This window comes from Rahnella sp. JUb53 (assembly GCF_004346065.1).
Classification (GTDB): Bacteria; Pseudomonadota; Gammaproteobacteria; order Enterobacterales; family Enterobacteriaceae; genus Rahnella; species Rahnella variigena.
Genome location: NZ_SLYT01000006.1, coordinates 64921 through 87816 on the forward strand (window position 1 = coordinate 64921; position 22896 = coordinate 87816).

General features: G+C 52.0%; 20 protein-coding genes. 12 read left to right on the forward strand and 8 right to left on the reverse strand.

The features are described from left to right. Nucleotides 1–2: 2 nt before the first annotated feature. Complete coding sequence (locus EC840_RS15250) at nucleotides 3–764, reverse strand: YciK family oxidoreductase (RefSeq protein ID WP_120161417.1); 762 nt, start codon at nucleotides 762–764, stop codon at nucleotides 3–5. A 358-nt stretch (nucleotides 765–1122) separates the two neighbouring features. Between EC840_RS15250 and sohB the strand changes: the two genes are divergently transcribed. Next, nucleotides 1123–2166, forward strand: a complete 1044-nt coding sequence (gene sohB, locus EC840_RS15255) for a protease SohB (protein ID WP_120161419.1) — start codon at nucleotides 1123–1125, stop codon at nucleotides 2164–2166. A gap of 136 nt (nucleotides 2167–2302) precedes the next feature. Here sohB and EC840_RS15260 read toward each other — a convergent pair whose 3' ends face one another. Beyond that, nucleotides 2303–2554: a YciN family protein gene (locus EC840_RS15260; RefSeq protein ID WP_112288850.1), complete on the reverse strand. Its 252-nt coding sequence runs from the start codon at nucleotides 2552–2554 to the stop codon at nucleotides 2303–2305. Between the two features lie 462 nt (nucleotides 2555–3016). On the opposite strand from EC840_RS15260, the gene topA reads away from it, so the two are divergent. The 3 genes from topA (at nucleotide 3017) to acnA (ending at nucleotide 9922) form a co-directional block, all read left to right on the forward strand. After that, on the forward strand, nucleotides 3017–5614 hold the full coding sequence (topA, locus tag EC840_RS15265) for a type I DNA topoisomerase (RefSeq protein WP_132965974.1): 2598 nt from the start codon (nucleotides 3017–3019) through the stop codon (nucleotides 5612–5614). 475 nt (nucleotides 5615–6089) lie between these two features. Continuing rightward, nucleotides 6090–7064 carry an HTH-type transcriptional regulator CysB gene (gene cysB / locus EC840_RS15270; RefSeq protein WP_112288851.1) on the forward strand — a complete coding sequence of 325 codons (975 nt, stop codon included), beginning with the start codon at nucleotides 6090–6092 and terminating at the stop codon, nucleotides 7062–7064. 185 nt (nucleotides 7065–7249) lie between these two features. Further along, nucleotides 7250–9922 carry an aconitate hydratase AcnA gene (acnA, locus tag EC840_RS15275; RefSeq protein ID WP_132965976.1) on the forward strand — a complete coding sequence of 891 codons (2673 nt, stop codon included), beginning with the start codon at nucleotides 7250–7252 and terminating at the stop codon, nucleotides 9920–9922. Between the two features lie 73 nt (nucleotides 9923–9995). On the opposite strand, the gene ribA is transcribed toward acnA, so the two are convergent. Continuing rightward, nucleotides 9996–10586, reverse strand: a complete 591-nt coding sequence (gene ribA, locus EC840_RS15280) for a GTP cyclohydrolase II (protein WP_095921676.1) — start codon at nucleotides 10584–10586, stop codon at nucleotides 9996–9998. Between the two features lie 291 nt (nucleotides 10587–10877). Between ribA and pgpB the strand changes: the two genes are divergently transcribed. The 3 genes from pgpB to lapB all read left to right on the forward strand — a co-directional run bounded on the left by pgpB (nucleotide 10878) and on the right by lapB (nucleotide 13394). Further along, on the forward strand, nucleotides 10878–11633 hold the full coding sequence (pgpB, locus tag EC840_RS15285; RefSeq protein ID WP_129639849.1) for a phosphatidylglycerophosphatase B: 756 nt from the start codon (nucleotides 10878–10880) through the stop codon (nucleotides 11631–11633). A 273-nt stretch (nucleotides 11634–11906) separates the two neighbouring features. After that, the gene (locus EC840_RS15290; RefSeq protein ID WP_095925116.1) at nucleotides 11907–12218 is read left to right on the forward strand and encodes a LapA family protein; all 312 of its coding nucleotides are present in this window, start codon (nucleotides 11907–11909) and stop codon (nucleotides 12216–12218) included. 6 nt (nucleotides 12219–12224) lie between these two features. Beyond that, nucleotides 12225–13394, forward strand: coding sequence for a lipopolysaccharide assembly protein LapB (gene lapB / locus EC840_RS15295; protein WP_112288853.1), 1170 nt, complete (start codon nucleotides 12225–12227; stop codon nucleotides 13392–13394). Nucleotides 13395–13441: 47 nt separating this feature from the next. On the opposite strand, the gene EC840_RS15300 is transcribed toward lapB, so the two are convergent. Continuing rightward, nucleotides 13442–13729, reverse strand: coding sequence for an Arc family DNA-binding protein (locus EC840_RS15300; protein WP_112288854.1), 288 nt, complete (start codon nucleotides 13727–13729; stop codon nucleotides 13442–13444). A 191-nt stretch (nucleotides 13730–13920) separates the two neighbouring features. On the opposite strand from EC840_RS15300, the gene pyrF reads away from it, so the two are divergent. After that, nucleotides 13921–14649: an orotidine-5'-phosphate decarboxylase gene (pyrF, locus tag EC840_RS15305; RefSeq protein WP_112288855.1), complete on the forward strand. Its 729-nt coding sequence runs from the start codon at nucleotides 13921–13923 to the stop codon at nucleotides 14647–14649. An 11-nt stretch (nucleotides 14650–14660) separates the two neighbouring features. Next, complete coding sequence (yciH, locus tag EC840_RS15310; protein ID WP_132965978.1) at nucleotides 14661–14990, forward strand: stress response translation initiation inhibitor YciH; 330 nt, start codon at nucleotides 14661–14663, stop codon at nucleotides 14988–14990. Nucleotides 14991–15079: 89 nt separating this feature from the next. Here the strand turns inward: yciH and osmB are convergent, their stop codons facing one another. After that, on the reverse strand, nucleotides 15080–15298 hold the full coding sequence (osmB, locus tag EC840_RS15315) for an osmotically-inducible lipoprotein OsmB (protein ID WP_056780657.1): 219 nt from the start codon (nucleotides 15296–15298) through the stop codon (nucleotides 15080–15082). A 401-nt stretch (nucleotides 15299–15699) separates the two neighbouring features. Between osmB and araD the strand changes: the two genes are divergently transcribed. Then, nucleotides 15700–16395, forward strand: a complete 696-nt coding sequence (araD, locus tag EC840_RS15320) for an L-ribulose-5-phosphate 4-epimerase (RefSeq protein ID WP_112288857.1) — start codon at nucleotides 15700–15702, stop codon at nucleotides 16393–16395. Between the two features lie 32 nt (nucleotides 16396–16427). On the opposite strand, the gene EC840_RS15325 is transcribed toward araD, so the two are convergent. From EC840_RS15325 to EC840_RS15335, 3 genes are read right to left on the reverse strand one after another with little or no spacing between them, the layout of a single operon-like run. Then, nucleotides 16428–17171 carry a DNA-binding transcriptional regulator YciT gene (locus EC840_RS15325; RefSeq protein WP_132965980.1) on the reverse strand — a complete coding sequence of 248 codons (744 nt, stop codon included), beginning with the start codon at nucleotides 17169–17171 and terminating at the stop codon, nucleotides 16428–16430. Between the two features lie 60 nt (nucleotides 17172–17231). Then, nucleotides 17232–19664, reverse strand: a complete 2433-nt coding sequence (locus EC840_RS15330; RefSeq protein ID WP_132965982.1) for a formate C-acetyltransferase/glycerol dehydratase family glycyl radical enzyme — start codon at nucleotides 19662–19664, stop codon at nucleotides 17232–17234. A 5-nt stretch (nucleotides 19665–19669) separates the two neighbouring features. Then, on the reverse strand, nucleotides 19670–20569 hold the full coding sequence (locus EC840_RS15335) for a glycyl-radical enzyme activating protein (protein ID WP_132965984.1): 900 nt from the start codon (nucleotides 20567–20569) through the stop codon (nucleotides 19670–19672). 145 nt (nucleotides 20570–20714) lie between these two features. Here EC840_RS15335 and fsa point away from each other — a divergent pair, with 145 nt between their 5' ends. Beyond that, nucleotides 20715–21380 carry a fructose-6-phosphate aldolase gene (gene fsa, locus EC840_RS15340; RefSeq protein WP_120161432.1) on the forward strand — a complete coding sequence of 222 codons (666 nt, stop codon included), beginning with the start codon at nucleotides 20715–20717 and terminating at the stop codon, nucleotides 21378–21380. Nucleotides 21381–21640: 260 nt separating this feature from the next. After that, nucleotides 21641–22639, forward strand: a complete 999-nt coding sequence (gene kdgT, locus EC840_RS15345) for a 2-keto-3-deoxygluconate transporter (RefSeq protein WP_132965986.1) — start codon at nucleotides 21641–21643, stop codon at nucleotides 22637–22639. Nucleotides 22640–22896 lie beyond the last annotated feature (257 nt).

Here is a 22896-nt window from a genome sequence, read left to right on the forward strand (position 1 = left end):
GATTATTCTGCCGGACCGGCTTTACGCCCCGGCTGGGCATCAAAACTGATACCGGTTTTACGGCGGCTGTCATCGCCCATCAGGTAAAGATACAACGGCATGATGTCGGCCGGTGTTTTGAGTTTATCTTTGTTTTCATCGGGGAACGCCGAGGCACGCATGCTGGTGCGCGTACCGCCCGGATTGATGCAGTTGACGCGCAAACCGGTATGCTTATGTTCTTCAGCCAGCACCTGCATCATGCCTTCGGTAGCGAATTTGGACACGGCGTAGGCACCCCAGCCGCTGCGACCTTCGCGTCCCACGCTGGAGGTGGTGAAGACCAGCGAAGAACTGGCGGATTTCAGCATCAGCGGCAGTAACGCCTGCGTCAGCATAAAGGTTGCATTCACGTTAACCTGCATCACGTTCATCCAGTCCTGCAACTGAATTTCGGCCATCGGCGTAATCTCAGTCAGCAGGCCTGCATTGTGCAAAACGCCGTCGAGATGCGGTACCCATTGCGCGATTTGATCGGCAACGCGCTGGCAATCCTGCTGGCTGGCGGTCAGTAAATCCAGTGCATAAATAAAAGCCGGGCGCAGGTTTCTTGCCGCAATTTCCTGCTGCACGCTGGCCAGTTTGCTCTCAGTGCGACCCAGCAAAATCAGCTGCGCGCCGAAGCGGGCGTAGGTCAGGGCGGCTTCGCGACCAATGCCGTCGCCAGCGCCGGTAATGAGAATAATGCGGTTATTGAGCAAATCAGATTTAGGATGGTAATGCACAGTCAGTCCTCTTAAACAGGGTGCGATGTGGCGGCAAATGGCCGTCATCACATCTGGCGCACTTAATATCAAAAATGCCGGGAACGGGAGAAATTGCGCTCAACCGGGATCCGACATTTGGCGAAAATTTGGGGTGTTTTGGCAGTGATCACCGCTTGTATGCCTCAAATGGGCATGAGTTTCAATGATTAACCTAAAAACGGACAGTTCTTTTGTAACAAAATTGGAACACTGACGCACTCAGTTTTACGTACGATTGACAATGTCATATTCAAACAAGACGCCGCAGCGACGATTGTCTAGAATGTTCAACATCTTTCTGACCACGGTTTTATGACCACATAGATAAGGCGGTTTTGTGGATTTACTTTCTCTTTATGGGCTGTTTTTGGCCAAAGTTGTGACCGTAGTGATCGCCATCGGCGCACTGATCATTCTGGTGATTGGCCTTCGTCACCGTAAATCTCACAGCAAAGGTGAGTTACAGCTGATCGACTTAGGCGAACAGTACCGCGAAATGCAACGTGAAATGCGCAGTGCGCGTATGAATCCTGCCGAGCTGAAAATTCGCAGCAAGGAACTGAAGAAAAAAGACAAAGCGGAAGCCAAACAGAAAAAACTGCAGGCAAAAACCGGTGGCTCGAAAAGCAAACCGTGCCTGTATGTGCTCGATTTTAAAGGCAGTATGGATGCCCACGAAGTCACGTCGCTGCGTGAAGAAATTTCGGCGGTTCTGGCGGTGGCGACACCGGAAGACGAAGTGCTGTTGCGCCTCGAAAGTCCTGGCGGTGTGGTACACGGTTATGGCCTTGCGGCCTCTCAGCTGGTTCGCCTGCGTCAGAGCGGGATCCGCCTGACCGTTGCCGTGGATAAAGTGGCGGCCAGCGGCGGTTATATGATGGCGTGCGTGGCGGACAGAATCGTTGCCGCGCCGTTTGCCATCATCGGTTCCATCGGTGTTGTGGCGCAAATCCCTAACTTCAACCGTTTGCTGAAAAAGAACGACATTGATATTGAGTTGCATACGGCGGGTGAGTTCAAACGGACGCTGACGTTGCTGGGTGAAAACACCGAGGAAGGGCGCGAGAAATTCCGTGAAGACCTGAACGAAACGCATGTGCTGTTCAAGGAATTCGTGCATCAGAACCGTCCTTCACTGGACATTAATGCGGTAGCGACCGGCGAACACTGGTTCGGTACGCAGGCACGAGAAAATGGTCTGATTGACGCGATCGGTACCAGTGATGATTTACTGATTGCTGAAATGAAAAATCATGAAGTGATCGCGGTGCGTTACAGCCGCCGTAAACGCATGATGGACCGGTTTACCGGCAGTGCGGCAGAAAGCGCCGATCGCCTGTTTCTGCGCTGGTTGCAGCGCAGTCAGAAGCCGTTACTGTAACGCCTGAACGGGCAGAACGTTAATGGTTGTTGCTGAGCATTAAAAGCAAAAAGGGACATTATTGTCCCTTTTTTATTGTCCCGATTTACTGCAAGAGATAATCGGTAACGCTTACCTTTATTAGTCTTTTTTACGCTTAATCGACGAGATGGTATTTTTCTGAAAAAAGATGCGCCAGATGTTTAAACATATTAAATACCGCCGTGGTTTTTCTGGTCGGTAAACCGTCGTCATCCATGAAAAACTCCCCGCGGAAAACCAGCACATTGCCTTTCTGCTCAACGTCTGTCGCCAGCATTCCGTGCATGTAATCTTCGTGCTCACGGATAACCTTATTCGCCTCGACCAGTAAAGCTTCGCGGCTAATTGCCGATGTATTTTCGTGCATGATATTTACTCCCCACTATAATTGCTGACGTTATTGTAATCCCGCGACGGAGAAAACCGCAAATCTGCTGTGGGTAATCCACCTGAACGGTTGATTGTTATTTGTACTAAACAGTCAAGAGTTTGCACGGATTGGCGAAAAGAGCGTTTACGTGTTAATTAGTTTGCGTGACGATTTTAATCAGGTAGAGTGTGGGATTTTGTGGCTTCAGGTGGAATGTTTTGTTTACGCTTGGTCATTATTTGACATAAAAATGGGCGCATTCTGCTGAGCCCTGTCTGGTTAATCCCTTGCAGAATCAGTGTTTTGAACCTCTGGAAGTCAGTTCGCTCCTTCTTTTAAAGAAATGAGTTGACGTTCTGACTCACTGCCGCAATATAAAAAAAGACGTGATATTGTGCCGCGGCATAACTAGACAAAATCTTCTTCAGTTGATGAAGAATCATTCAGGTAAAGGTAATTATGGGCAAAGCTCTCGTAATAGTTGAGTCCCCGGCAAAAGCCAAAACGATTAATAAATATTTAGGAAATGACTACGTGGTTAAGTCCAGCGTTGGTCATATCCGTGATTTACCGACCAGTGGATCCGCTGCTAAAAAAACCGCCGTCTCAACCGAAGAAAAAACAAAGAAAAAAGTAAAAAAGGATGAGAAAACTGCGCTGGTTAATCGCATGGGCGTCGATCCGTTTCATGGCTGGACTGCTCAATACGAAATACTTCCCGGTAAAGAAAAGGTTGTTGCTGAGTTAAAAGCGTTAGCGGAAAAAGCTGACCATATCTATCTCGCAACCGACCTTGACCGCGAAGGAGAGGCGATTGCCTGGCATTTGCGGGAAGTGATTGGCGGTGATGACAAACGTTTCAGCCGCGTGGTATTTAACGAAATTACCAAAAACGCGATTCAGAATGCCTTCAAAGAACCCGGCGAACTGAATATTGATCGTGTTAATGCTCAGCAGGCGCGTCGCTTTATGGACCGCGTGGTGGGTTACATGGTGTCCCCGCTGCTGTGGAAGAAAATTGCCCGTGGTTTATCTGCTGGCCGTGTTCAGTCCGTGGCAGTGCGTCTGGTCGTGGAACGCGAGAAAGAAATCAAAGCGTTCGTGCCGGAAGAATACTGGGAATTGCATGCAGATTTGCTGGCGAAGAAAGAAACCGCCCTGCAAATGGAAGTTACGCATCACCTGGAAAAACCGTTCAAGCCGGTGAATAAAGAACAGACTCACGCAGCCGTTTCGCTGCTTGAGAAAGCGCGCTACACCGTGGTTGATCGTGAAGACAAACCGACCAGCAGCAAACCGGGTGCGCCGTTCATTACTTCTACGTTGCAACAGGCTGCCAGTACGCGTCTGAGCTTCGGTGTGAAGAAAACCATGATGATGGCCCAGCGTCTGTACGAAGCCGGTCACATTACCTATATGCGTACTGACTCCACCAACCTGAGCCAGGACGCGGTGGAAATGGTACGCGGCTATATTGGCGAGAATTTCGGCGATAAATACCTGCCGAAAGCCCCGCTGCAGTACAGCAACAAAGAGAACTCTCAGGAAGCGCACGAAGCGATTCGTCCTTCTGATGTGGCCGTTGTTTCCGAACAGCTGAAAGATATGGAAGCGGATGCACAGCGCCTGTATCAGCTGATCTGGCGCCAGTTTGTGGCGTGTCAGATGACACCAGCTCAGTACGATTCCACCACGCTGACGGTTAAAGCCGGTGATTATTCCCTGCGAGCCAAAGGCCGTACGCTGCGTTTTGATGGCTGGACCAAAGTGATGCCTGCGTTGCGTAAAGGCGACGAAGACAGAACCTTACCGGCGATTGAGGTGGGCACTGAACTGGAGCTGCAACAACTGCTGCCAACTCAGCACTTCACCAAGCCGCCTGCGCGTTTCAGCGAAGCATCACTGGTTAAAGAGCTGGAAAAACGTGGCATTGGCCGTCCGTCTACTTATGCGTCGATCATTTCGACCATTCAGGATCGCGGTTACGTACACGTTGAAAACCGTCGTTTCTATGCCGAGAAAATGGGCGAAATCGTCACCGATCGTCTGGAAGAAAACTTCCGCGAACTGATGAACTACGATTTCACTGCGCGCATGGAAGACGGGCTGGATCAGGTCGCTAATAACAAGGCGGAATGGAAAGCGGTTCTTGATGAATTCTTCAGTGAATTCAGCCAGCAGTTAGAAACCGCCGAGAAAGATCCTGAAGAAGGCGGTATGCGCCCGAATCAGATGGTACTGACCAGCATCGAATGCCCGACCTGTGGCCGTCCGATGGGGATCCGCACCGCCAGCACCGGCGTCTTCCTGGGTTGTTCCGGTTATGCGTTGCCGCCGAAAGAGCGCTGCAAAACCACCATCAACCTGATTGCTGATGCCGAAGTGCTCAACATTCTGGAAGGCGACGAAGCCGAAGCCAATGCGCTGCGTGCGAAACGCCGTTGCGGCAAATGCGGCACGGCAATGGACAGCTATCTCATCGATAATCAGCGTAAATTGCATGTCTGCGGTAATAACCCGGAATGTGATGGCTACGAAATCGAGCAGGGCGAGTTCCGCATCAAGGGCTATGACGGCCCGATCGTTGAGTGCGAGAAATGTGGTTCTGAGATGCACCTGAAAATGGGGCGTTTCGGTAAGTACATGGGCTGTACCAACGACGAGTGTAAAAACACCCGTAAGATCTTACGTAACGGTGACGTTGCGCCGCCGAAAGAAGATCCGGTTCCATTGCCAGAATTGCCGTGTGAGAAATCAGACGCCTATTTCGTTCTGCGTGATGGTGCGGCAGGGGTCTTCCTGGCGGCCAATACTTTCCCAAAATCGCGCGAAACCCGTGCGCCGCTGGTGGAAGAACTGAAACGCTTTAAAGATCGTCTGCCGGAAAAACTGAGCTATCTGGCCGATGCGCCAGTCGCTGACCCGGAAGGCAATAAGTCGATGGTACGTTTCAGCCGCAAGACTAAGCAGCAGTACGTATCCTCTGAGAAAGACGGTAAAGCCACTGGCTGGACGGCGTTCTTTGTTGATGGTAAATGGGTCGAAGGCAAAAAATAATTATCGCCGTCATACTTCAACGTGCCGATGCGTTGGCTGCGCTCAGTCACCCCGGTCACAGGGTTAGCCCTGCTCCAGGGGATGCCAGAGTTTGCCGCCTTGCTGCAACTTGAATTATTTAGGCGATAACCGAATGACTGCATCCTGTTGCGCAGTTGTAAAAAACCAGTCCTCCGGGCTGGTTTTTTTATTGCATTAAGATCTATCATCGCTGAGTTCTGCGTATTTTTATTATCAGTCTGCGACAGACCGCGGTTATCGTTATGTTCTTCGGGTATACATGACGTTAATAATTGATATAATTGTTATATAAAATTTATTCTTATGCACTTAAGTAATAAGTTAATGCGTCTGGGGCATAAAAAACGGTGCGTTCACAGACTTCCGGTAGTCGATAAAAAAATCATTTCCAGACTGTTCAGCCAACGGATGAACAGGGATGGCGACAGGGTTTGAAACCAGGGTGGTATGAGATATGAAATTGCAGCAACTGCGCTACATCGTAGAGGTTGTTAATCACAATCTGAACGTCAGTTCGACGGCAGAAGGCCTGTACACGTCGCAGCCGGGTATCAGTAAACAGGTTCGCATGCTGGAAGATGAACTGGGGATCCAGATTTTTTCGCGCAGTGGCAAACATCTCACGCAGGTGACTCCCGCCGGGCAGGAAATTATCCGTATTGCCCGTGAAGTCTTGTCTAAAGTGGATGCCATCAAAGCCGTGGCTGGCGAGCACACCTATCCGGACAAAGGGTCGTTGTATGTGGCGACCACGCACACGCAGGCACGTTATGCCCTGCCGAATGTGATTAAAGGCTTTATCGAGCGTTACCCGCGCGTTTCGCTGCATATGCATCAGGGTTCTCCGACTCAGATTGCTGAAGCCGTTTCCAAAGGGAATGCGGATTTCGCTATCGCCACCGAAGCCCTGCATCTTTACGATGACCTGGTGATGTTGCCTTGTTACCACTGGAACCGTGCGGTCGTGGTTCAGCCGGATCATCCGCTGGCGGGCAAAGAGAAAGTCACCATCGAAGAACTGGCCGCTTATCCTATCGTCACGTATACCTTCGGCTTTACCGGCCGCTCCGAACTGGATACCGCGTTTAACCGTGCCGGTCTGACGCCACGCATTGTTTTCACTGCCACCGATGCCGACGTGATCAAAACTTATGTACGTCTGGGGCTCGGCGTCGGGGTGATCGCCAGTATGGCGGTAGATCCGGTGCAAGATCCGGACCTGGTCACTGTCGATGCGCGCGATATCTTCACCTACAGCACCACTAAAATCGGTTTCCGCCGCAGTACGTTCCTGCGCAGTTACATGTACGATTTTATCCAGCGCTTTGCGCCGCATCTGACGCGTGATGTAGTGGATTCCGCCATTTCCTTGCGATCTAACGAAGATATTGAAGAGATGTTTAAAGACATCAAATTGCCGGTGAAATAAACCGCAACATTTTCTTTGCTGACCGCCAGTCCCACCGCCTCTGATGATGCTGCGGGATTTTTTTGTCTGTTGAACACTTTGAGCTGTTATCGGAATGTTAACAATTATTTGTGTTATCTTTAACTATGCACTTATAAGCCAGCGGGTTATTCCTTAAGGCCACGCTGAGCGCTAAAGGAGAAGCTATGTCGTCTATTCGCAAGAACAGTCTGGATAAGCTGGCGGTCCAGAACAAGGAGTTCCACTACTACAGCCTGCCACTCGCAGCCAAAACGCTGGGTGATATCCAGCGCCTGCCTAAATCCCTCAAAGTGTTACTCGAAAATCTGCTGCGCCATGTCGATGGCGACACAGTCACGGAAAGTGATTTACAGGAACTGGTCAGCTGGCAGAAAACCGGCCATGCGGACAGAGAAATTGCTTACCGCCCGGCGCGCGTTCTGATGCAGGACTTCACCGGTGTACCCGCCGTGGTCGATCTGGCGGCAATGCGTCAGGCGGTCAAACGGCTTGGCGGTAACGTCGAACAGGTAAATCCGTTATCGCCTGTAGATCTGGTTATCGACCACTCCGTCACGGTCGATGAATTTGGTGATGATCAGGCCTTTGATGAAAACGTCCGCCTCGAAATGGAGCGTAATAACGAGCGCTACCAGTTCCTGCGCTGGGGACAAAAAGCCTTCAACCGTTTCCGCGTGGTTCCGCCCGGCACTGGTATCTGTCATCAGGTCAACCTTGAGTACCTCGGGCAAACCGTCTGGTATGAAGAACAGGATGGCAAAACGGTCGCCTATCCCGACACACTGGTCGGCACCGATTCGCACACCACCATGATCAACGGGTTGGGTATTTTAGGCTGGGGCTGCGGCGGTATCGAAGCCGAAGCGGCCATGCTCGGACAACCGGTTTCCATGCTGATCCCGGATGTTGTCGGGTTCAAACTCACCGGTAAATTACGCGAAGGCATCACCGCGACTGACCTGGTGTTAACGGTCACGCAGATGCTGCGCAAACACGGCGTGGTGGGCAAGTTTGTCGAATTCTACGGTGACGGACTGGCTGACTTACCACTGGCCGACCGCGCCACCATTGCCAATATGTCGCCGGAATTCGGTGCCACCTGCGGATTCTTCCCGGTGGATGACGTCACCCTGAGTTATATGAAACTCAGTGGCCGCAGCGACGAGCAAATCGAACTGGTGAAGGCCTATTCTCAGGTTCAGGGCTTGTGGCGTAATGCTGGTGATGAGCCGGTGTTTACCAATACGCTGGCGCTGGATATGGGTGAAGTCGAGCCGAGTCTGGCCGGGCCGAAACGACCGCAGGATCGCGTGGCACTGCCGAACGTTCCCAAAGCGTTTAAAGCGGCGACGGAACTGGAGCTGGGCAACAGCAAAGCGGGGCGCAGCGATAAAGAGACGTTCACGCTGGACGGGCAGCATTATGCCCTGACCACCGGCGCGGTGGTGATTGCCGCCATCACCTCGTGTACCAACACCTCGAACCCGAGCGTGCTGATGGCGGCCGGTTTGCTGGCCAAGAATGCTGCTGAAAAAGGTCTCACCAGTAAGCCGTGGGTGAAAACCTCGCTGGCGCCGGGTTCTAAAGTGGTGACCGATTATCTTAATGCCGCCGGTCTGATGCCGTATCTGGAACAACTCGGATTTAATCTGGTGGGTTACGGCTGTACAACCTGTATCGGTAACTCGGGGCCGTTGCCGGAACCGATTGAATCGGCTATTAAAGCCGGTGATCTGACCGTCGGTGCGGTGCTTTCCGGTAACCGTAACTTCGAAGGACGTATTCATCCGCTGATTAAAACCAACTGGCTGGCTTCACCGCCGCTGGTAGTGGCCTACGCGCTGGCGGGGAATATGAATGTCGATCTGACGACCGATGCGCTCGGCGAGGACAAAGACGGCAAGCCGGTGTATCTGAAAGATATCTGGCCTTCTGCTAATGACATTGCCAATGCGGTCGGACAGGTGACGACGGAAATGTTCCACAAAGAATATGCTGAAGTCTTCAACGGTGATGCCAGCTGGCAGGCGATTCAGGTTGACGGTACGCCGACCTACACCTGGCAGGAAGATTCCACTTACATCCGCCATCCGCCGTTCTTCAGTGATATGAAAGCCGAACCGGATGCGCTCGAAGACATTAAGGATGCCCGTATTCTGGCGATTCTGGCGGACTCCGTAACCACCGACCACATCTCGCCAGCCGGTAATATTAAGGCGGAAAGCCCGGCGGGGTTGTATCTCAAACAGCATGGTGTCGAACCAAAAGCCTTTAACTCTTATGGTTCACGCCGTGGTAACCATGAAGTCATGATGCGCGGGACGTTCGCCAATATCCGTATCAAAAACGAAATGGTGCCGGGTGTGGAGGGCGGTTATACCCGTCATATTCCTTCGCAGGATCAGCTGGCGATTTACGACGCCGCGATGCGTTATCAGCATGAAAGTGTGCCGACGGCGGTGATTGCGGGTAAAGAATACGGTTCGGGTTCAAGCCGTGACTGGGCAGCAAAGGGACCGCGTCTTCTTGGCGTGCGCGTCGTTATCGCCGAATCTTTCGAACGTATTCACCGTTCGAATCTGATCGGGATGGGGATTCTACCGCTCGAATTCCCGCAGGGTGTGACCCGTAAAACGCTGAAACTGACCGGCGACGAGCAGATTAGTGTCAGCGGATTACAAACCCTGACGCCGGGGCAGGACGTCGCGGTGCATATCGTTTATGCCGACGGGCATAAAGAAACGGTCAATGCCCGCTGTCGTATTGATACCGGCAATGAGCTGACGTACTTCCAGAACGGCGGCATTCTGCATTATGTGATCCGCAAAATGCTGTAATACCTGACCTTCTGCCATAAAAAAGGGCACCTTCTTAAGGTGCCCTTAATATTTTCATCGGACTATATAGCCGTTACTTATCGAGCAGGTGACCCATTTTGGCTGCTTTGGTCGACAGGTAGCGCTCGTTTTCCGGATTACGGCCCACGATCAACGGGACGCGTTCGGTAATATGGATCCCGGCTTCAGTCAGGATTTCGACTTTCTTCGGATTGTTGGTCAGCAGACGAACGGAATCCACGCCGAGCAGTTTGAACATGTCCGCACACAGCGTGAAGTCACGCTCGTCAGCGGCAAACCCGAGCTGGTGGTTGGCTTCAACGGTGTCGTAGCCTTTGTCCTGCAGCGCATAAGCACGGATTTTATTGAGCAAGCCGATGTTACGGCCTTCCTGACGATGATACATCAGGATACCGCGGCCTTCCTCAGCAATGTGATTCAGTGCTGCTTCGAGCTGAAAACCACAGTCACAGCGCAGGCTGAATAAAGCATCACCGGTCAGACATTCAGAGTGAACTCGTGCAAGAACGGGTGTTTCACCGCTGATGTCACCAAAAACTAACGCCAGGTGGTCGTGCCCGGTGGCCAATTCTTCAAAACCCACCATCAGGAAATCGCCCCAAGGTGTTGGCAGATTGGCTTCTGCCACCCGTTTCAGCTGCATTTTACGCTCCAAAAAAACCACAAATAGTCTTGATTCACAGTGAGTATTTTACTTGTTGATGCGCATCCTACGTTCAGATGCGGCCTGTGGATAGGGAATCGGTGCCTTTCCATCATGACAGGGCACCATTTTGCCACAGTTTGCTGTTCATTTTAGCGGGAATATTTGAACGATTAGTTAATAAGATATGAATTATAACTGCATCCTCAACAATCTAAGCGTTGAGAATGTGATGCAGTGACAACGTTGCTACACTCCAATTCTTTTTTACGACTGACGGAAAGGACAACTATGTTTGATATCGCCAAACGCACCGCTCTCGGGGCTGTAATTTTAATGCTGATGCCCGCAGCGGTATGGATAAGCGGCTGGCTCTGGGTGCCGGGAGGAAATCCGGCCGTGTTGCGCCCGTTGTACTGGGTCACTGAAACCGTGAGTCAGCCGTGGGGAATCATCACCACAGTGATCCTTTGTGGTTGGTTTTTGTGGTGTCTACGTTTTCGGCTTAAACCCGCCATCGGACTGGGCCTGATTATCATCGCCTCTCTGCTGGTCGGGCAGTATGCGAAAGATTACATCAAGGGGGAAGTCCGTGAGCCGAGGCCCTATGTGGCGTGGCTGGGTACTGACCATCATATGGATGTTGAGGATTTTTACGCCCAGAAAAGGAAAGTGCGCAGCGCTCAGGTGAAAGAAGTGTTGGGCGATAACGTGCAAATCCCGCACTGGCTGAACAAAAGCTGGCAGAACGATACCGGATACGCATTTCCTTCCGGTCATACCATGTTTGCGGCTACCTGGGCTTTGTTAGGTATCGGGCTGTTGTGGCGCCGTAAGCACTACAACACGGTCACGGTGCTGATGGTGTGGGCAGTGGTGGTTATGGGCAGCCGCCTGATGCTGGGTATGCACTGGCCGCGTGACCTGCTGGCATCCGTGGGGATCAGCTGGATACTGGTGACGGTGGCCTGCTGGCTGACCGAACGTTACATCGGCCCGCTGACGCCACCGCCGGCAGAAAATCAGGAAATTCGTGAGCGCGAATGACCGGACAAAACCGGTAAGTGTTTGTCACCAAAAGGGGCGTTCGCCGCGCCCCTTTAATTCCCCGTACTGAATCCCCATATACTTCTTATTGGCCTGATGGCAGTGATATGCGCAACTTCGGATATAGTGTTTAAAATTGGTCGAAGTTGATACAGACTGCATCTAAAGCCACTGCAATATTTCCCAGCTTTGTTCGGAAATGCTAACTTATTAGGTCGGGACGAGAGTTTTTGGCATAATTCATCCGGAACATCCGGCATTACAGGAACGAATGTGAAATATCTGCTGATTTTTTTATTTTTGCTGGTCATCGTTGTGATTTCTATCACTCTGGGTGCCCATAACGATCAGACTGTGACCTTTAACTATTTGCTGGCGCAGGGTGACTATCGCGTTTCCACACTACTTGCCGTGCTGTTTGCCACCGGTTTTATCCTCGGCTGGGTCATTTGCGGGTTGTTCTATCTTCGCGTCCGTCTGTCACTGGGGCGCGCGCAACGTAAAATCAAACGTCTTGAACAACAAATTGAGCCCGCGGCTGTCGTTACGCCGCCAGCAGCATCTTATGATGTCAGCAAGGAATAATCCTCTATGTTAGAACTGCTGTTTCTGTTGTTGCCCGTTGCGGCCGCCTATGGCTGGTACATGGGGCGCAGAAGTTCTCAGCAGGATAAACAGGAAAATGCTAACCGCCTGTCGCGTGAATACGTAGCGGGGGTTAACTTCCTGCTTTCCAATCAGCAGGACAAAGCGGTCGACCTGTTCCTTGAGATGTTAAAAGAGGACAGCAGCACAGTCGAAGCGCACCTGACTCTGGGTAACCTGTTCCGCTCCCGTGGCGAAGTGGATCGCGCAATCCGCATCCACCAGTCACTGATGGAAAGCGCCTCACTGACCTTCGAACAACGCCTGCTTGCCGTCCAGCAACTGGGACGTGACTACATGGCTGCCGGTTTTTATGACCGCGCCGAAGACATGTTCAATCAGCTGGTTAAAGAGCAGGATTTCCAGCTGTTTGCGCTTGAGCAACTGTTGATCATCCATCAGGCAACCAGCGACTGGCAAAATGCCATCGATGTGGCTGAGCGACTGGTCAAACTGGGTAAAGAAAATCGCCGTAAAGAAATCGCGCATTTCTGGTGCGAACTGGCCTTACAGGCGATCGTTGCCGATGATTTTGATAAAGCGATGGGGCTGCTGAAAAAAGCGGCTGCTGCGGATAAACTCTGCGCCCGCGTCTCTATCATGCAAGGGCGAATTTTGCTGGCGCAGGGTGAATACCGCAAAGCGACAGAAGCCCTGCAGCGCGTGCTGGAGCAGGATAAAGAGCTGGTCAGTGAAGCGTTGCCGATGCTCCAGGAATGCTATCAGCACCTGAAAGATACTCTCGGTTGGGCTGAATTCCTCAAACGTTGTGTGGATGAAAATACCGGTGCGGCTGCGGAGCTGATGCTGGCGGAAATCATTCATAATGAGGAAGGGCGTGAGACGGCGCAGAACTACATTAACCGTCAGCTGCAACGCCATCCGACGATGCGCGTGTTCCATCACCTGATGGATTACCATCTTGCGGATGCAGAAGAGGGACGTGCGAAGGAAAGTCTGGTCTTACTGCGCGACATGGTAGGCGAGCAAATCCGTACCAAACCGCGTTACCGTTGCCACAAATGCGGCTTCACCGCGCATTCATTGTACTGGCATTGCCCGTCATGCCGGGGCTGGGCGACGATCAAGCCTATAAGAGGACTGGACGGACAGTGATCTTTTGACTCGCTGTCCCTCCGGCTGTCTCGTTCTGATTCTCAGTGTTACTTCTTCTTGGTGCTCGTCTTACGCGTGCTCAGTAAGGTACGCAATTTCTTGATTTCTTTGGCGGTCAGGGCTGGTTCGCTTTCTTCCGCCAGATGCTGGTTATCAATCTCGTGTTCGGTTGCTTTGGCGGCCTTTTTGCTTTTTGGCGCAGCAGGATTAAAACTCTGTTCCAGGCGTGCTGCCACTTCTGCGCTTAATGAATGTTCTGCGTCAGCGGCGGCGTTTTTGATCAGTTCTTTTAATTCAACCGGGATTTTGACGGTCAGGGTTGTTATCTCACTCATTTTTCAGCCTTTCCTTAGAGTAAAAGTAACAAGCTATGCCAGCCTTGTTGCATCGTCTAGTGATTCACAAAAATTTAATAAATCTGTCACATTATGTGTAGCTGTGAATTCAGCGTCTTGCCATGTAAAATGCGGGCGGCAAAAAAATTATTTCCCCTTTCTGATTTGAATTCACACAAGAGGCTGACGATATGAAGTCTGAAAATAACATTAACAACAATGACTTAAATACATCACCTATTGTTGTCGCACTTGACTATGCCGACAAAGCCTCTGCGCTGGCTTTTGCCGATAAGATTGATCCCCGCGATTGCCGCCTGAAAGTGGGCAAAGAGATGTTCACGCATTTTGGTCCGCAGATGGTCAAAGATTTGCAAAGCCGCGGTTTTGACGTTTTTCTGGATTTGAAATTCCACGACATCCCTAACACTACCGCACGTGCCGTTGCCGCTGCGGCGGATCTGGGCGTGTGGATGGTGAATGTTCACGCCAGCGGCGGTGCGCGCATGATGACCGCAGCCCGAGAAGCGCTGGCACCCTTTGGTAAAGATGCACCGTTGCTGATTGCAGTGACCGTGCTGACCAGCATGGAAGGCAGTGACCTGGCGGATTTAGGCATTACACTTTCCCCTGCGGATTACGCTGAGCGTCTGGCACGTCTGACCCGCGATTGTGGTCTGGACGGCGTGGTGTGTTCTGCTCAGGAAGCGACGCGCTTTAAATCTGCGCTGGGGCAGGCGTTCCAGCTGGTGACACCGGGCATTCGTCCGGCGGGCAGTAAAGCTGACGACCAGCGTCGCGTCATGACCCCGCAGGAAGCGCTGGCAGCCGGTGTGGATTATATGGTGATTGGCCGTCCGATTACGCAGTCCGCCGATCCGGCGCAGACCCTGCGTGATATCCGCGCATCACTGCGTTAAGAGGGAAACGTATGAGCAATGACAACAACAACCGTCTGGTCTATTCAACCGACAGCGGCAGGATTGATGAGCCGAAGGCCGTCGTCGCGCGCCCGAAAGGTGACGGTATTGTGCGTATTCAGCGCCAGACCAGCGGTCGTAAAGGCAAAGGCGTGTGTCTGATCACCGGCGTTGATCTTGATGATGCAGCACTGGAAAAACTCGCGGCAGAACTGAAAAAGAAATGCGGTTGTGGCGGAGCTGTGAAAGAGGGCGTGATTGAGATCCAGGGCGATAAACGTGACCTGCTGAAACAGTTGCTGGAAGCGAAAGGAATGAAAGTGAAGCTGGCTGGCGGCTGATGTACTTAAGCTGATGTGAAGAAGGCTGATGTAAACAAGATGCTGCGCCGGTCGACAGCGCAGCGTCTTTCTGTTTTTTGATTCTGTTTTTATTTGCTGACCTGATGACCCACAATACCACCGACTGCTGCGCCACCTAATGTACCTAAAGTACTGCCATCAGTCAGAACCGCACCACCCAGTGCACCGGCACCGGCACCAATTGCCGTGTTACGGTCACGTTTAGACCAGTTACCGCAGGCGGTAACAGACATCGCAAGAGTCAGAACCAGTGCAATACTGGCAACGCGTTTATTTACGAGCATCATAGTTATCTTCCTCAAAGGATTAACGTTCAGCATCATTTATAAGTATAGGTAAGTTGCAGCGTTATCACCGAAATTCACCTTGTGATCCTTCACACTACTAATAAATTTTTTGGCTGTTCCGAACCTTTATTTATATTTCGTATCATCCGGACGCACTTTTGCATCCGTTGAATTAAAATAGTGAAACCACCATTCATTCACTAGGTGAATAATCTTAATTCACCAGCGCAAAGCTTCACCGGAGCACAAAAGACTAAAGCCGGTGACATTTCATCCCTCATCTCGCCCGGCTGGCACTTTTGTGTTTGCAGCAGATCTGTACGCACTCTTTAGCGATTTGCCCCATACCTGCACACCTCCGCACCCCAGACAATAAAGCATCGCAATATGAGGGAACCAAGATGCTGAAACAACTTAAAGAGCAGGTATTAGAGGCCAACCTGGCACTTCCGCGCCACAATCTGGTGACCTTTACCTGGGGAAATGTCAGCGCTGTTGACCGCGCGCTCGGGCTGGTCGTGATTAAACCCTCGGGCGTGGAATACGACCACATGGGCGCGGACGACATGGTGGTGGTGGAACTGGAAACTGGCAAAATTGTAGAAGGCAGCAAAAAGCCGTCTTCGGATACCGATACCCATCGGGTGCTGTATCTCAATTTTCCGCAAGCGGGCGGTATTGTTCATACGCATTCGCGCCACGCGACCATCTGGTCGCAGGCCGGTCTGGACATTCCGGCCTGGGGCACCACTCATGCGGATTATTTCTACGGCAATATTCCCTGCACCCGCCGGATGACGGAAGAGGAGATTGCAGGGCGTTACGAATGGGAAACCGGCGAAGTGATCGTCAAAACCTTTGCGGAAAGAAACCTGTCACCGGCGGATATTCCGGCGGTTCTGGTGCATTCACACGGACCGTTTACCTGGGGAACCGACGCAGATAACGCCGTGCATAATGCCGTCGTACTGGAAGAAATCGCGTATATGGGGATTTTTTCGCGTCAGTTATCGCCGCAGCTGCCGGATATGCAGCCGCAACTTTTAGATAAGCACTATCTTCGCAAGCATGGAAAAAACGCTTATTACGGGCAGTAAACTACGGGCAGTAAACCTTTTGATGCCAAAGGTCAGCCCACAAGGCTGACCTTAATGCCAGCCGCAGAAAGCAGTTGCTGGTACTCGGGTGACAATTTATCGTCAGTGATCACCCTGCTGAATGCGCTGACAGGACCGAGCGGATTGAGATTGATCTGGCCAAATTTAGAGGAATCGGTCAGGACGATATTTTCCGCCCCTTTCTCTACCACCGCATTCACTACATCGGCGCGCAGCATGTCGCGACCGGTAAAACCCGTCGACTCTGTGAAACCGTCAATCCCCATAAACGCCTTGCTGAAATTCATTTGTTGCAGACACAGTCTGGTCAGCGGGCCGACCACGGTCTGACTGGTTTTCTGATACATTCCGCCCAGCAGAACCACGTCACATGGCATACTTTTCAATAATGACGCCACATAACTGCTGACGGTAATCACAGTCAGATTCTTTTTGTCAGCAAGATATTGTGCCAGCAGGGCGATACTGCTGCCGCTTTCGAAAAACACAGTTTCTCCGTCCTGAATCAATGATGCAGCAAATCTTGCCAGTTTCTGTTTCTGTGCAAAATTCGACATCATGCGGGTATCCACGTCGTCAGTCTGGATCGCGACGGCAAAACCGTGGGCCCGGCGCAGATAATGGCGCTGCTCGAGCTGGGTCAGATCATGGCGGATCGTGACTTCGGAAACCTGACAAATCTGTGATAACTCAGACACGCTGATACGTTGTTTGTCATTTACCCATTGCAGAATAATTTGTTGTCTGTCGTTCATAATCGCCCGAAAGTAAGGGCGGCCGGAACCGCCCAAAAAAAGAAATATCAGTTGAGAACATTAAAGTGAGTGTTCAGTACGGGCGATAATATCATCCTGAGCCTCCGGCGATAAGGCGGTAAAGAACGCGGAATATCCGGCCACGCGAACCACAAGGTCACGATAGTTCTGCGGCTCTTCACGGGCTTTCAGTAATGTCTCGCGGGAAACAATATTGTACTGAACATGCCAGCCGTGATGTTCCTCGAAGAAAGTCCGCAACATCAGCATTAACGTCTGGCGGTCATTTTCGTTTTCCAGTGAAGCCGGATTGAGCTTCTGGTTCAGCAATACACCGCCAAGAATTGCTTCAGTCGGCAATTTACCCAGCGAGTTAAATACGGCGGTCGGACCGAGATGATCGGTACCCGATGCCGGACTTGCGCCTTCGGCCAGCGGGGTAAAGGCTTTGCGACCATCCGGCGTTGCCGTGGTGGCTGCCCCGAAAGGCACATTGGCGGAAATTGACGACGTGCCCGCATAATACGTGCCGCCAATCGGGCCGCGACCGAAGCGGGTATTGTGATAATTCGACAGTTCGTCGATATAACACTGATAGGCGCGCACCAGCAGATTATCCACGCCGTCATGGTCGTTGCCATATTTCTCTGCGCCGTTAATCAGGCGTTGACGAAGACGCTCGCCATCCAGCCCTTCATAATCGGAAGCCAGCGCTTCAGCCAGTTCCTGCTGACCGATAGTTCCCTGCTCGAAGACCAGCTTTTTCACTGCCGCCAGACTGTTACCCAGATTGGCGATACCGACCTGCAAACCGGATACACAGTCATATTTCGCGCCGCCTTGCTTGATGGTTTTGCCGCGTTCAATGCAGTCATCGACCAGTGCGGAACATAAAATATCCTGCGCGTTTTCTTCCAGCACCGTATCGACCACGCATTCAATCTCGATTGATTTGCGGGTGTAATAACGGATCTGTTCATCCCACTGCGCAAAAACCTGTTCGAAGTTATCGAAATTACCCTGCGACAAACCGCGCTCCTGAGCCAGGAAACGGGTATGACTTTTCGCGTCTTTGCCTTGTTCCAGCGCCGCCAGCATGACACGGGCAAAGTTGATGAAACTCATGCCGGTGCAGCGGTATCCCCATTTGCCGCCGACCGCGGTTTCGATACAACCAATGGCTGCATAATCATAAGCATCTTGCTTTTCGACGCCCAGCTTAATGAATTCAGGAATGACGATTTCATCGTTGTTGAACGCAGGCATCCCAAAGCCGCAGCGGATCACCTGTACGCAGGCATCAAGGAAGTCATTACTCATACCGGCGTGATAACGCACGCTGAGGTTCGGCTGGGTAGAACGCAGTTGTCCGCAGGATTCCAGCACCGCGTAAGACAGTGGATTGACCGCATCCGCCGCCACGCCGTGATGCAAAGTCTGGCCGCCGATGGTGACGTTCTGATAAAGCGGGCTGCCTGCCGACGCTTTTGAGTGTGTGCCGGAGCGAATTTTGTTCACTTCCAGCAGTTTCAGCCAGCAGCTTTGCAGCAGCTCAATCGCCTGACCGCGTTCCAGCGTCTGTTCCAGCTCCACATCACGGCGGTAGAACGGATACAGATACTGATCCATACGCCCGAACGAAACGGAATGTCCGTTGGATTCAATCTGCAGAATCAGCTGAATGAAATAGCATAACTGCAACGCCTGCCAGAAATTCTCGGGTGGCCGGTGGGCAATCACTTCGCAGTTCGCTGCCATGGTCACTAATTCCGCACGGCGGTTTTCGCGGGTTTCAGAAATTGCCATTTCACGCGCCAGCTCAGCGAAGCGCAGAACATGATGGCTCACGGCAGTCAGGGTGATATCAATGGCCTTCAGCAACTGTTCTTTGTGCAGATCTTCCCAGTCTGTCAGCTGAATGTGGCTGCGGCGTTCGTCCACTTTATGACGTAAACCGTCAAGCCCGAGTTCCAGCAGCAGCGGGAAATTCACCGCCAGATGCGCGTCTCCTGACGTCATATTCCCTTCAGCTTTCACGATCCCGCTTTCGAGCAGCGCTTTCTGTTCGTCGGTAAACATCCCGTAGCAACGGTCCTGAACCGTCTGACCACGCCACCACGGGCAGATTTCATGCAGAACTTTTTTGTTGGCTTCGCTGACGGCAAAACCCGCACCCGGCCGGTCCACCAGCGCATCGATTTCACTTTCGATCCAGCCGACGGTGTATTCCGGGAAAATCGGCGCGGCACGGACTTCACTGGCCTGGTTCCCGACAATCAGTTCATCATGTTTGATCCAGATAGTTCGCTGGCGCAGATGTTCAGCCAGCGCCAGGGCGCGACGCACCGCCAGCGGCTTGTCGGCATGTTGCTGATAAATCTGCGTGTAATGCTGCGCGCGTTCAGTACAGACCGGTGGTTTTACGATATGGATCAGGGCATCTTTGTGTGAGCGGATCCGGGCGGAAAGGGTATTCAGATTCAGCTGGGTCATTATTCTTATCCTCTTAACTGTGAACATAGCCCTTTTTGTGCGGCGTATTCTTCGGCAAACGTCAGCAGGTCAGGGTCATTTAACGGCTGGCGCGGAGCCAGATAAGGTTGCCCGAGCAGGGCGTATTTATTGATGCCAAGTGTGTGATACGGCAAAAAGTGAATGGCTTCGCAGCCGGTTTCTTCAGCGGCAAAATCCACAATCTGCCGGATGGACGCACGGTCAGCGTTGAAATCGGGAATTAACGGAACGCGCACGATAAGCCGTTGTCCGGCAGCGGCCAGACGGCGAAAATTATCCATCACGCGTTTTACCGAGCCGCCGGTCAGGCGTCTGAAGGGTTCATCCCCGACATGTTTTAAATCGGCCAGCACCAGATCGAGCGCACCGAGTGAGGGTTCAATGTATTTCCACGGCACATGCAGACAGCTTTCCACCGCCGTGTGCAAACCTTCCTGTTTGCAGCGTTGCAGTAACGTTTGTGCTGTTTGCGGTTGCATAAAAGGCTCACCACCGGAAAGCGTGATGCCGCCACCGGTACGCTGATAAAAAGGTTTATCACGTAAAATTTGCTGCATCAGTTCATCGACATCTGCCTCACTTCCGCACACGCTCAGCGCGCCGGAAGGGCAGGTTTGTTCTATCTGACATAAATCTGCCGCAGTAAAATTTTCCTGCCGGACGCGGATCCTGCCATCCTCAACACTGACTGCATGTGGGAAGACCTGCGCGCAATAGTCACAGCCAGTGCTGCACAGGCGGGTATCGAACAAAATATCGTGGCTGGCGGAGCGACTTTCCGGGTTCTGGCACCAGGTGCATCCCAGCGAACAGCCTTTAAGAAACACGACTGTGCGGATCCCGGGGCCATCATGTGTGGAATAACGCTGCACATTGAAAATCATCTCGACACTCCTTTGTGTCTTTTTCTTCTTTCGTAATTTACATGCTTTCATTCGAAAGTGATTTTGATGATGATCAACAAATCTTCTGCTTGCAGGCGTACACTCACTGAACTTTGCATTTGCTCACATGTTTAAGGAGAGGGTTATGGAGTTGTATCTCGATACTGCTGATGTGGCTGCGGTCAAACGTCTTTCACGCATATTGCCGTTGCAGGGGGTGACGACAAATCCCAGCATTGTGGCGAAAGAAGGTAAATCGCTGTGGGAAGTGTTACCTGCGTTGCGGGATGCGCTGGGCGGTAATGGCAAATTATTCGCGCAGGTGATGGCGTCTGATGCTGAACAGATGGTAGCGGAAGCGTTGTTACTGACGCAGCGCGTATCTGGTTTAGTGGTAAAAGTCCCCGTAACCCGTGAAGGTCTGGCCGCGATTAAAAAACTGAAAGGGATGAATATCCCGACCCTCGGCACCGCCGTTTACGGGGCGGGTCAGGGGTTATTATCGGCACTGGCAGGGGCTGAATATGTCGCGCCTTACGTCAACCGTCTGGACGCGCAGGGCGGTGATGGTATTGCGGTAGTGAAGGAGTTGCAGACCCTGCTGAATCTTCATGCGCCACATGCAAAAGTGCTGGCGGCCAGTTTCAGAACGCCCCGCCAGGCGATGGATTGTCTGCTGGCAGGTTGTCAGTCAATCACTCTGCCGGTCGATGTCGCTGAGCAACTGCTCGATACACCCGCAGTGCAGGCGGCCGTCGAAAAATTTGATGCCGACTGGCGCCAGGCTTTCGGAACAACGTCAATCAGTTGATTTTCATTCCCGCCATACCGAACCCGCACAGGCAACTGCTGCGGGTTTTTTGTTTTCTGACAGGCACCTTCTGAATAATAAAAATCTGAAAATGTGATTGCGCTCCGAAATTAAATATTGACGGAATAAATTAATAAAACTACCGATCTAAAAAATAGAAACATCGTTTCAATTTATGAGGCGAGTCACTTTTATACACCTGATAAATGGATAACGTAGCGGCATTCAGTGGTCCGTTACTCTTAATCAGGTGAAAAAATATGCACATTAAACGAGCGATAGAAAAAATCCCTGGCGGAATGATGTTAGTACCCCTCTTTCTTGGTGCGTTGTGCCATACCTTCGCGCCCGACTCAGGCAAATATTTTGGCTCTTTCACTAACGGACTGATGACCGGCACCGTACCGATTCTGGCAGTGTGGTTCTTCTGCATGGGAGCCTCGATCAAACTGAGCGCAACCGGAACCGTGTTGCGTAAGTCAGGCACGCTGGTGGTCACGAAAATCGCGGTCGCCTGGGTTGTGGCGGCGATAGCATCACGGTTTATGCCGGAGAATGGCGTAGAGTTTGGCTTCTTCGCCGGGCTTTCGGTACTGGCGCTGGTCGCCGCAATGGACATGACCAACGGCGGCCTGTATGCCTCAGTAATGCAGCAATACGGCACCAAAGAAGAGGCGGGGGCTTTCGTCCTGATGTCTCTCGAATCCGGCCCGCTGATGACGATGGTCATCCTGGGCACAGCAGGGATTGCGTCCTTTGAACCTCATGTGTTCGTTGGCGCAGTGTTGCCATTCCTGGTCGGTTTTGGCTTAGGCAATCTGGATCCTGAACTGCGTGAATTCTTCAGCAAAGCGGTACAAACGCTGATCCCGTTCTTCGCCTTCGCCCTCGGTAACACCATCAACCTGAGCGTCATCGCACAAACCGGTCTGTTAGGCATATTGCTGGGCGTGTCAGTCATTGTGATCACCGGTATCCCGCTGATCCTCGCCGACAAATTTATCGGCGCTGGGGATGGCACCGCAGGTATCGCCGCGTCCAGTTCCGCGGGTGCCGCCGTGGCGACTCCGGTACTGATTGCCGAAATGGTGCCGCAGTTCAAACCTATCGCCCCGGCCGCCACGGCGCTGGTCGCTACTTCGGTTATCGTTACCTCGATACTGGTGCCGATCCTGACAGCGATGTGGTCAAGAAGAGTGAAAAACAAATCAGTGAAAGGCAAAGTGGCGATGGATCCGCCGATGGCGAGTGTCAAATAACTGGGCGTTATGGCCTCTTAGTTATGGACTTGATAGTTTCGCTTTTTCAACAGACGCTCCGCTTGCTGGCTATGTTCCAGTAATCATGGTGAGTTTGGAACCTGCGACACCTTCTCAATCAATGGCAGTTTGGATTTTGGTTTTGAATTTAAGATCATGCGGGCGATTCAGAAAACTTGCTGAACGGAGCGGGTTCGAGACGTAGGGCTCGAACACCGAGAGAAGGGACCGCGTAGCGGCAAGCTTTCCAGCCTGTC

Coding starts and splice junctions, on each gene's coding strand:
- EC840_RS15260 (WP_112288850.1), bottom strand. CDS start 2,554: ATGCACGAAAATACATCGGCAATTAGCCGCGAAGCTTTACTGGTCGAG.
- topA (WP_132965974.1), top strand. CDS start 3,017: ATGGGCAAAGCTCTCGTAATAGTTGAGTCCCCGGCAAAAGCCAAAACG.
- cysB (WP_112288851.1), top strand. CDS start 6,090: ATGAAATTGCAGCAACTGCGCTACATCGTAGAGGTTGTTAATCACAAT.
- acnA (WP_132965976.1), top strand. CDS start 7,250: ATGTCGTCTATTCGCAAGAACAGTCTGGATAAGCTGGCGGTCCAGAAC.
- ribA (WP_095921676.1), bottom strand. CDS start 10,586: ATGCAGCTGAAACGGGTGGCAGAAGCCAATCTGCCAACACCTTGGGGC.
- pgpB (WP_129639849.1), top strand. CDS start 10,878: ATGTTTGATATCGCCAAACGCACCGCTCTCGGGGCTGTAATTTTAATG.
- lapB (WP_112288853.1), top strand. CDS start 12,225: ATGTTAGAACTGCTGTTTCTGTTGTTGCCCGTTGCGGCCGCCTATGGC.
- EC840_RS15300 (WP_112288854.1), bottom strand. CDS start 13,729: ATGAGTGAGATAACAACCCTGACCGTCAAAATCCCGGTTGAATTAAAA.
- pyrF (WP_112288855.1), top strand. CDS start 13,921: ATGAAGTCTGAAAATAACATTAACAACAATGACTTAAATACATCACCT.
- yciH (WP_132965978.1), top strand. CDS start 14,661: ATGAGCAATGACAACAACAACCGTCTGGTCTATTCAACCGACAGCGGC.
- osmB (WP_056780657.1), bottom strand. CDS start 15,298: ATGATGCTCGTAAATAAACGCGTTGCCAGTATTGCACTGGTTCTGACT.
- araD (WP_112288857.1), top strand. CDS start 15,700: ATGCTGAAACAACTTAAAGAGCAGGTATTAGAGGCCAACCTGGCACTT.
- EC840_RS15325 (WP_132965980.1), bottom strand. CDS start 17,171: ATGAACGACAGACAACAAATTATTCTGCAATGGGTAAATGACAAACAA.
- EC840_RS15330 (WP_132965982.1), bottom strand. CDS start 19,664: ATGACCCAGCTGAATCTGAATACCCTTTCCGCCCGGATCCGCTCACAC.
- EC840_RS15335 (WP_132965984.1), bottom strand. CDS start 20,569: ATGATTTTCAATGTGCAGCGTTATTCCACACATGATGGCCCCGGGATC.
- fsa (WP_120161432.1), top strand. CDS start 20,715: ATGGAGTTGTATCTCGATACTGCTGATGTGGCTGCGGTCAAACGTCTT.
- kdgT (WP_132965986.1), top strand. CDS start 21,641: ATGCACATTAAACGAGCGATAGAAAAAATCCCTGGCGGAATGATGTTA.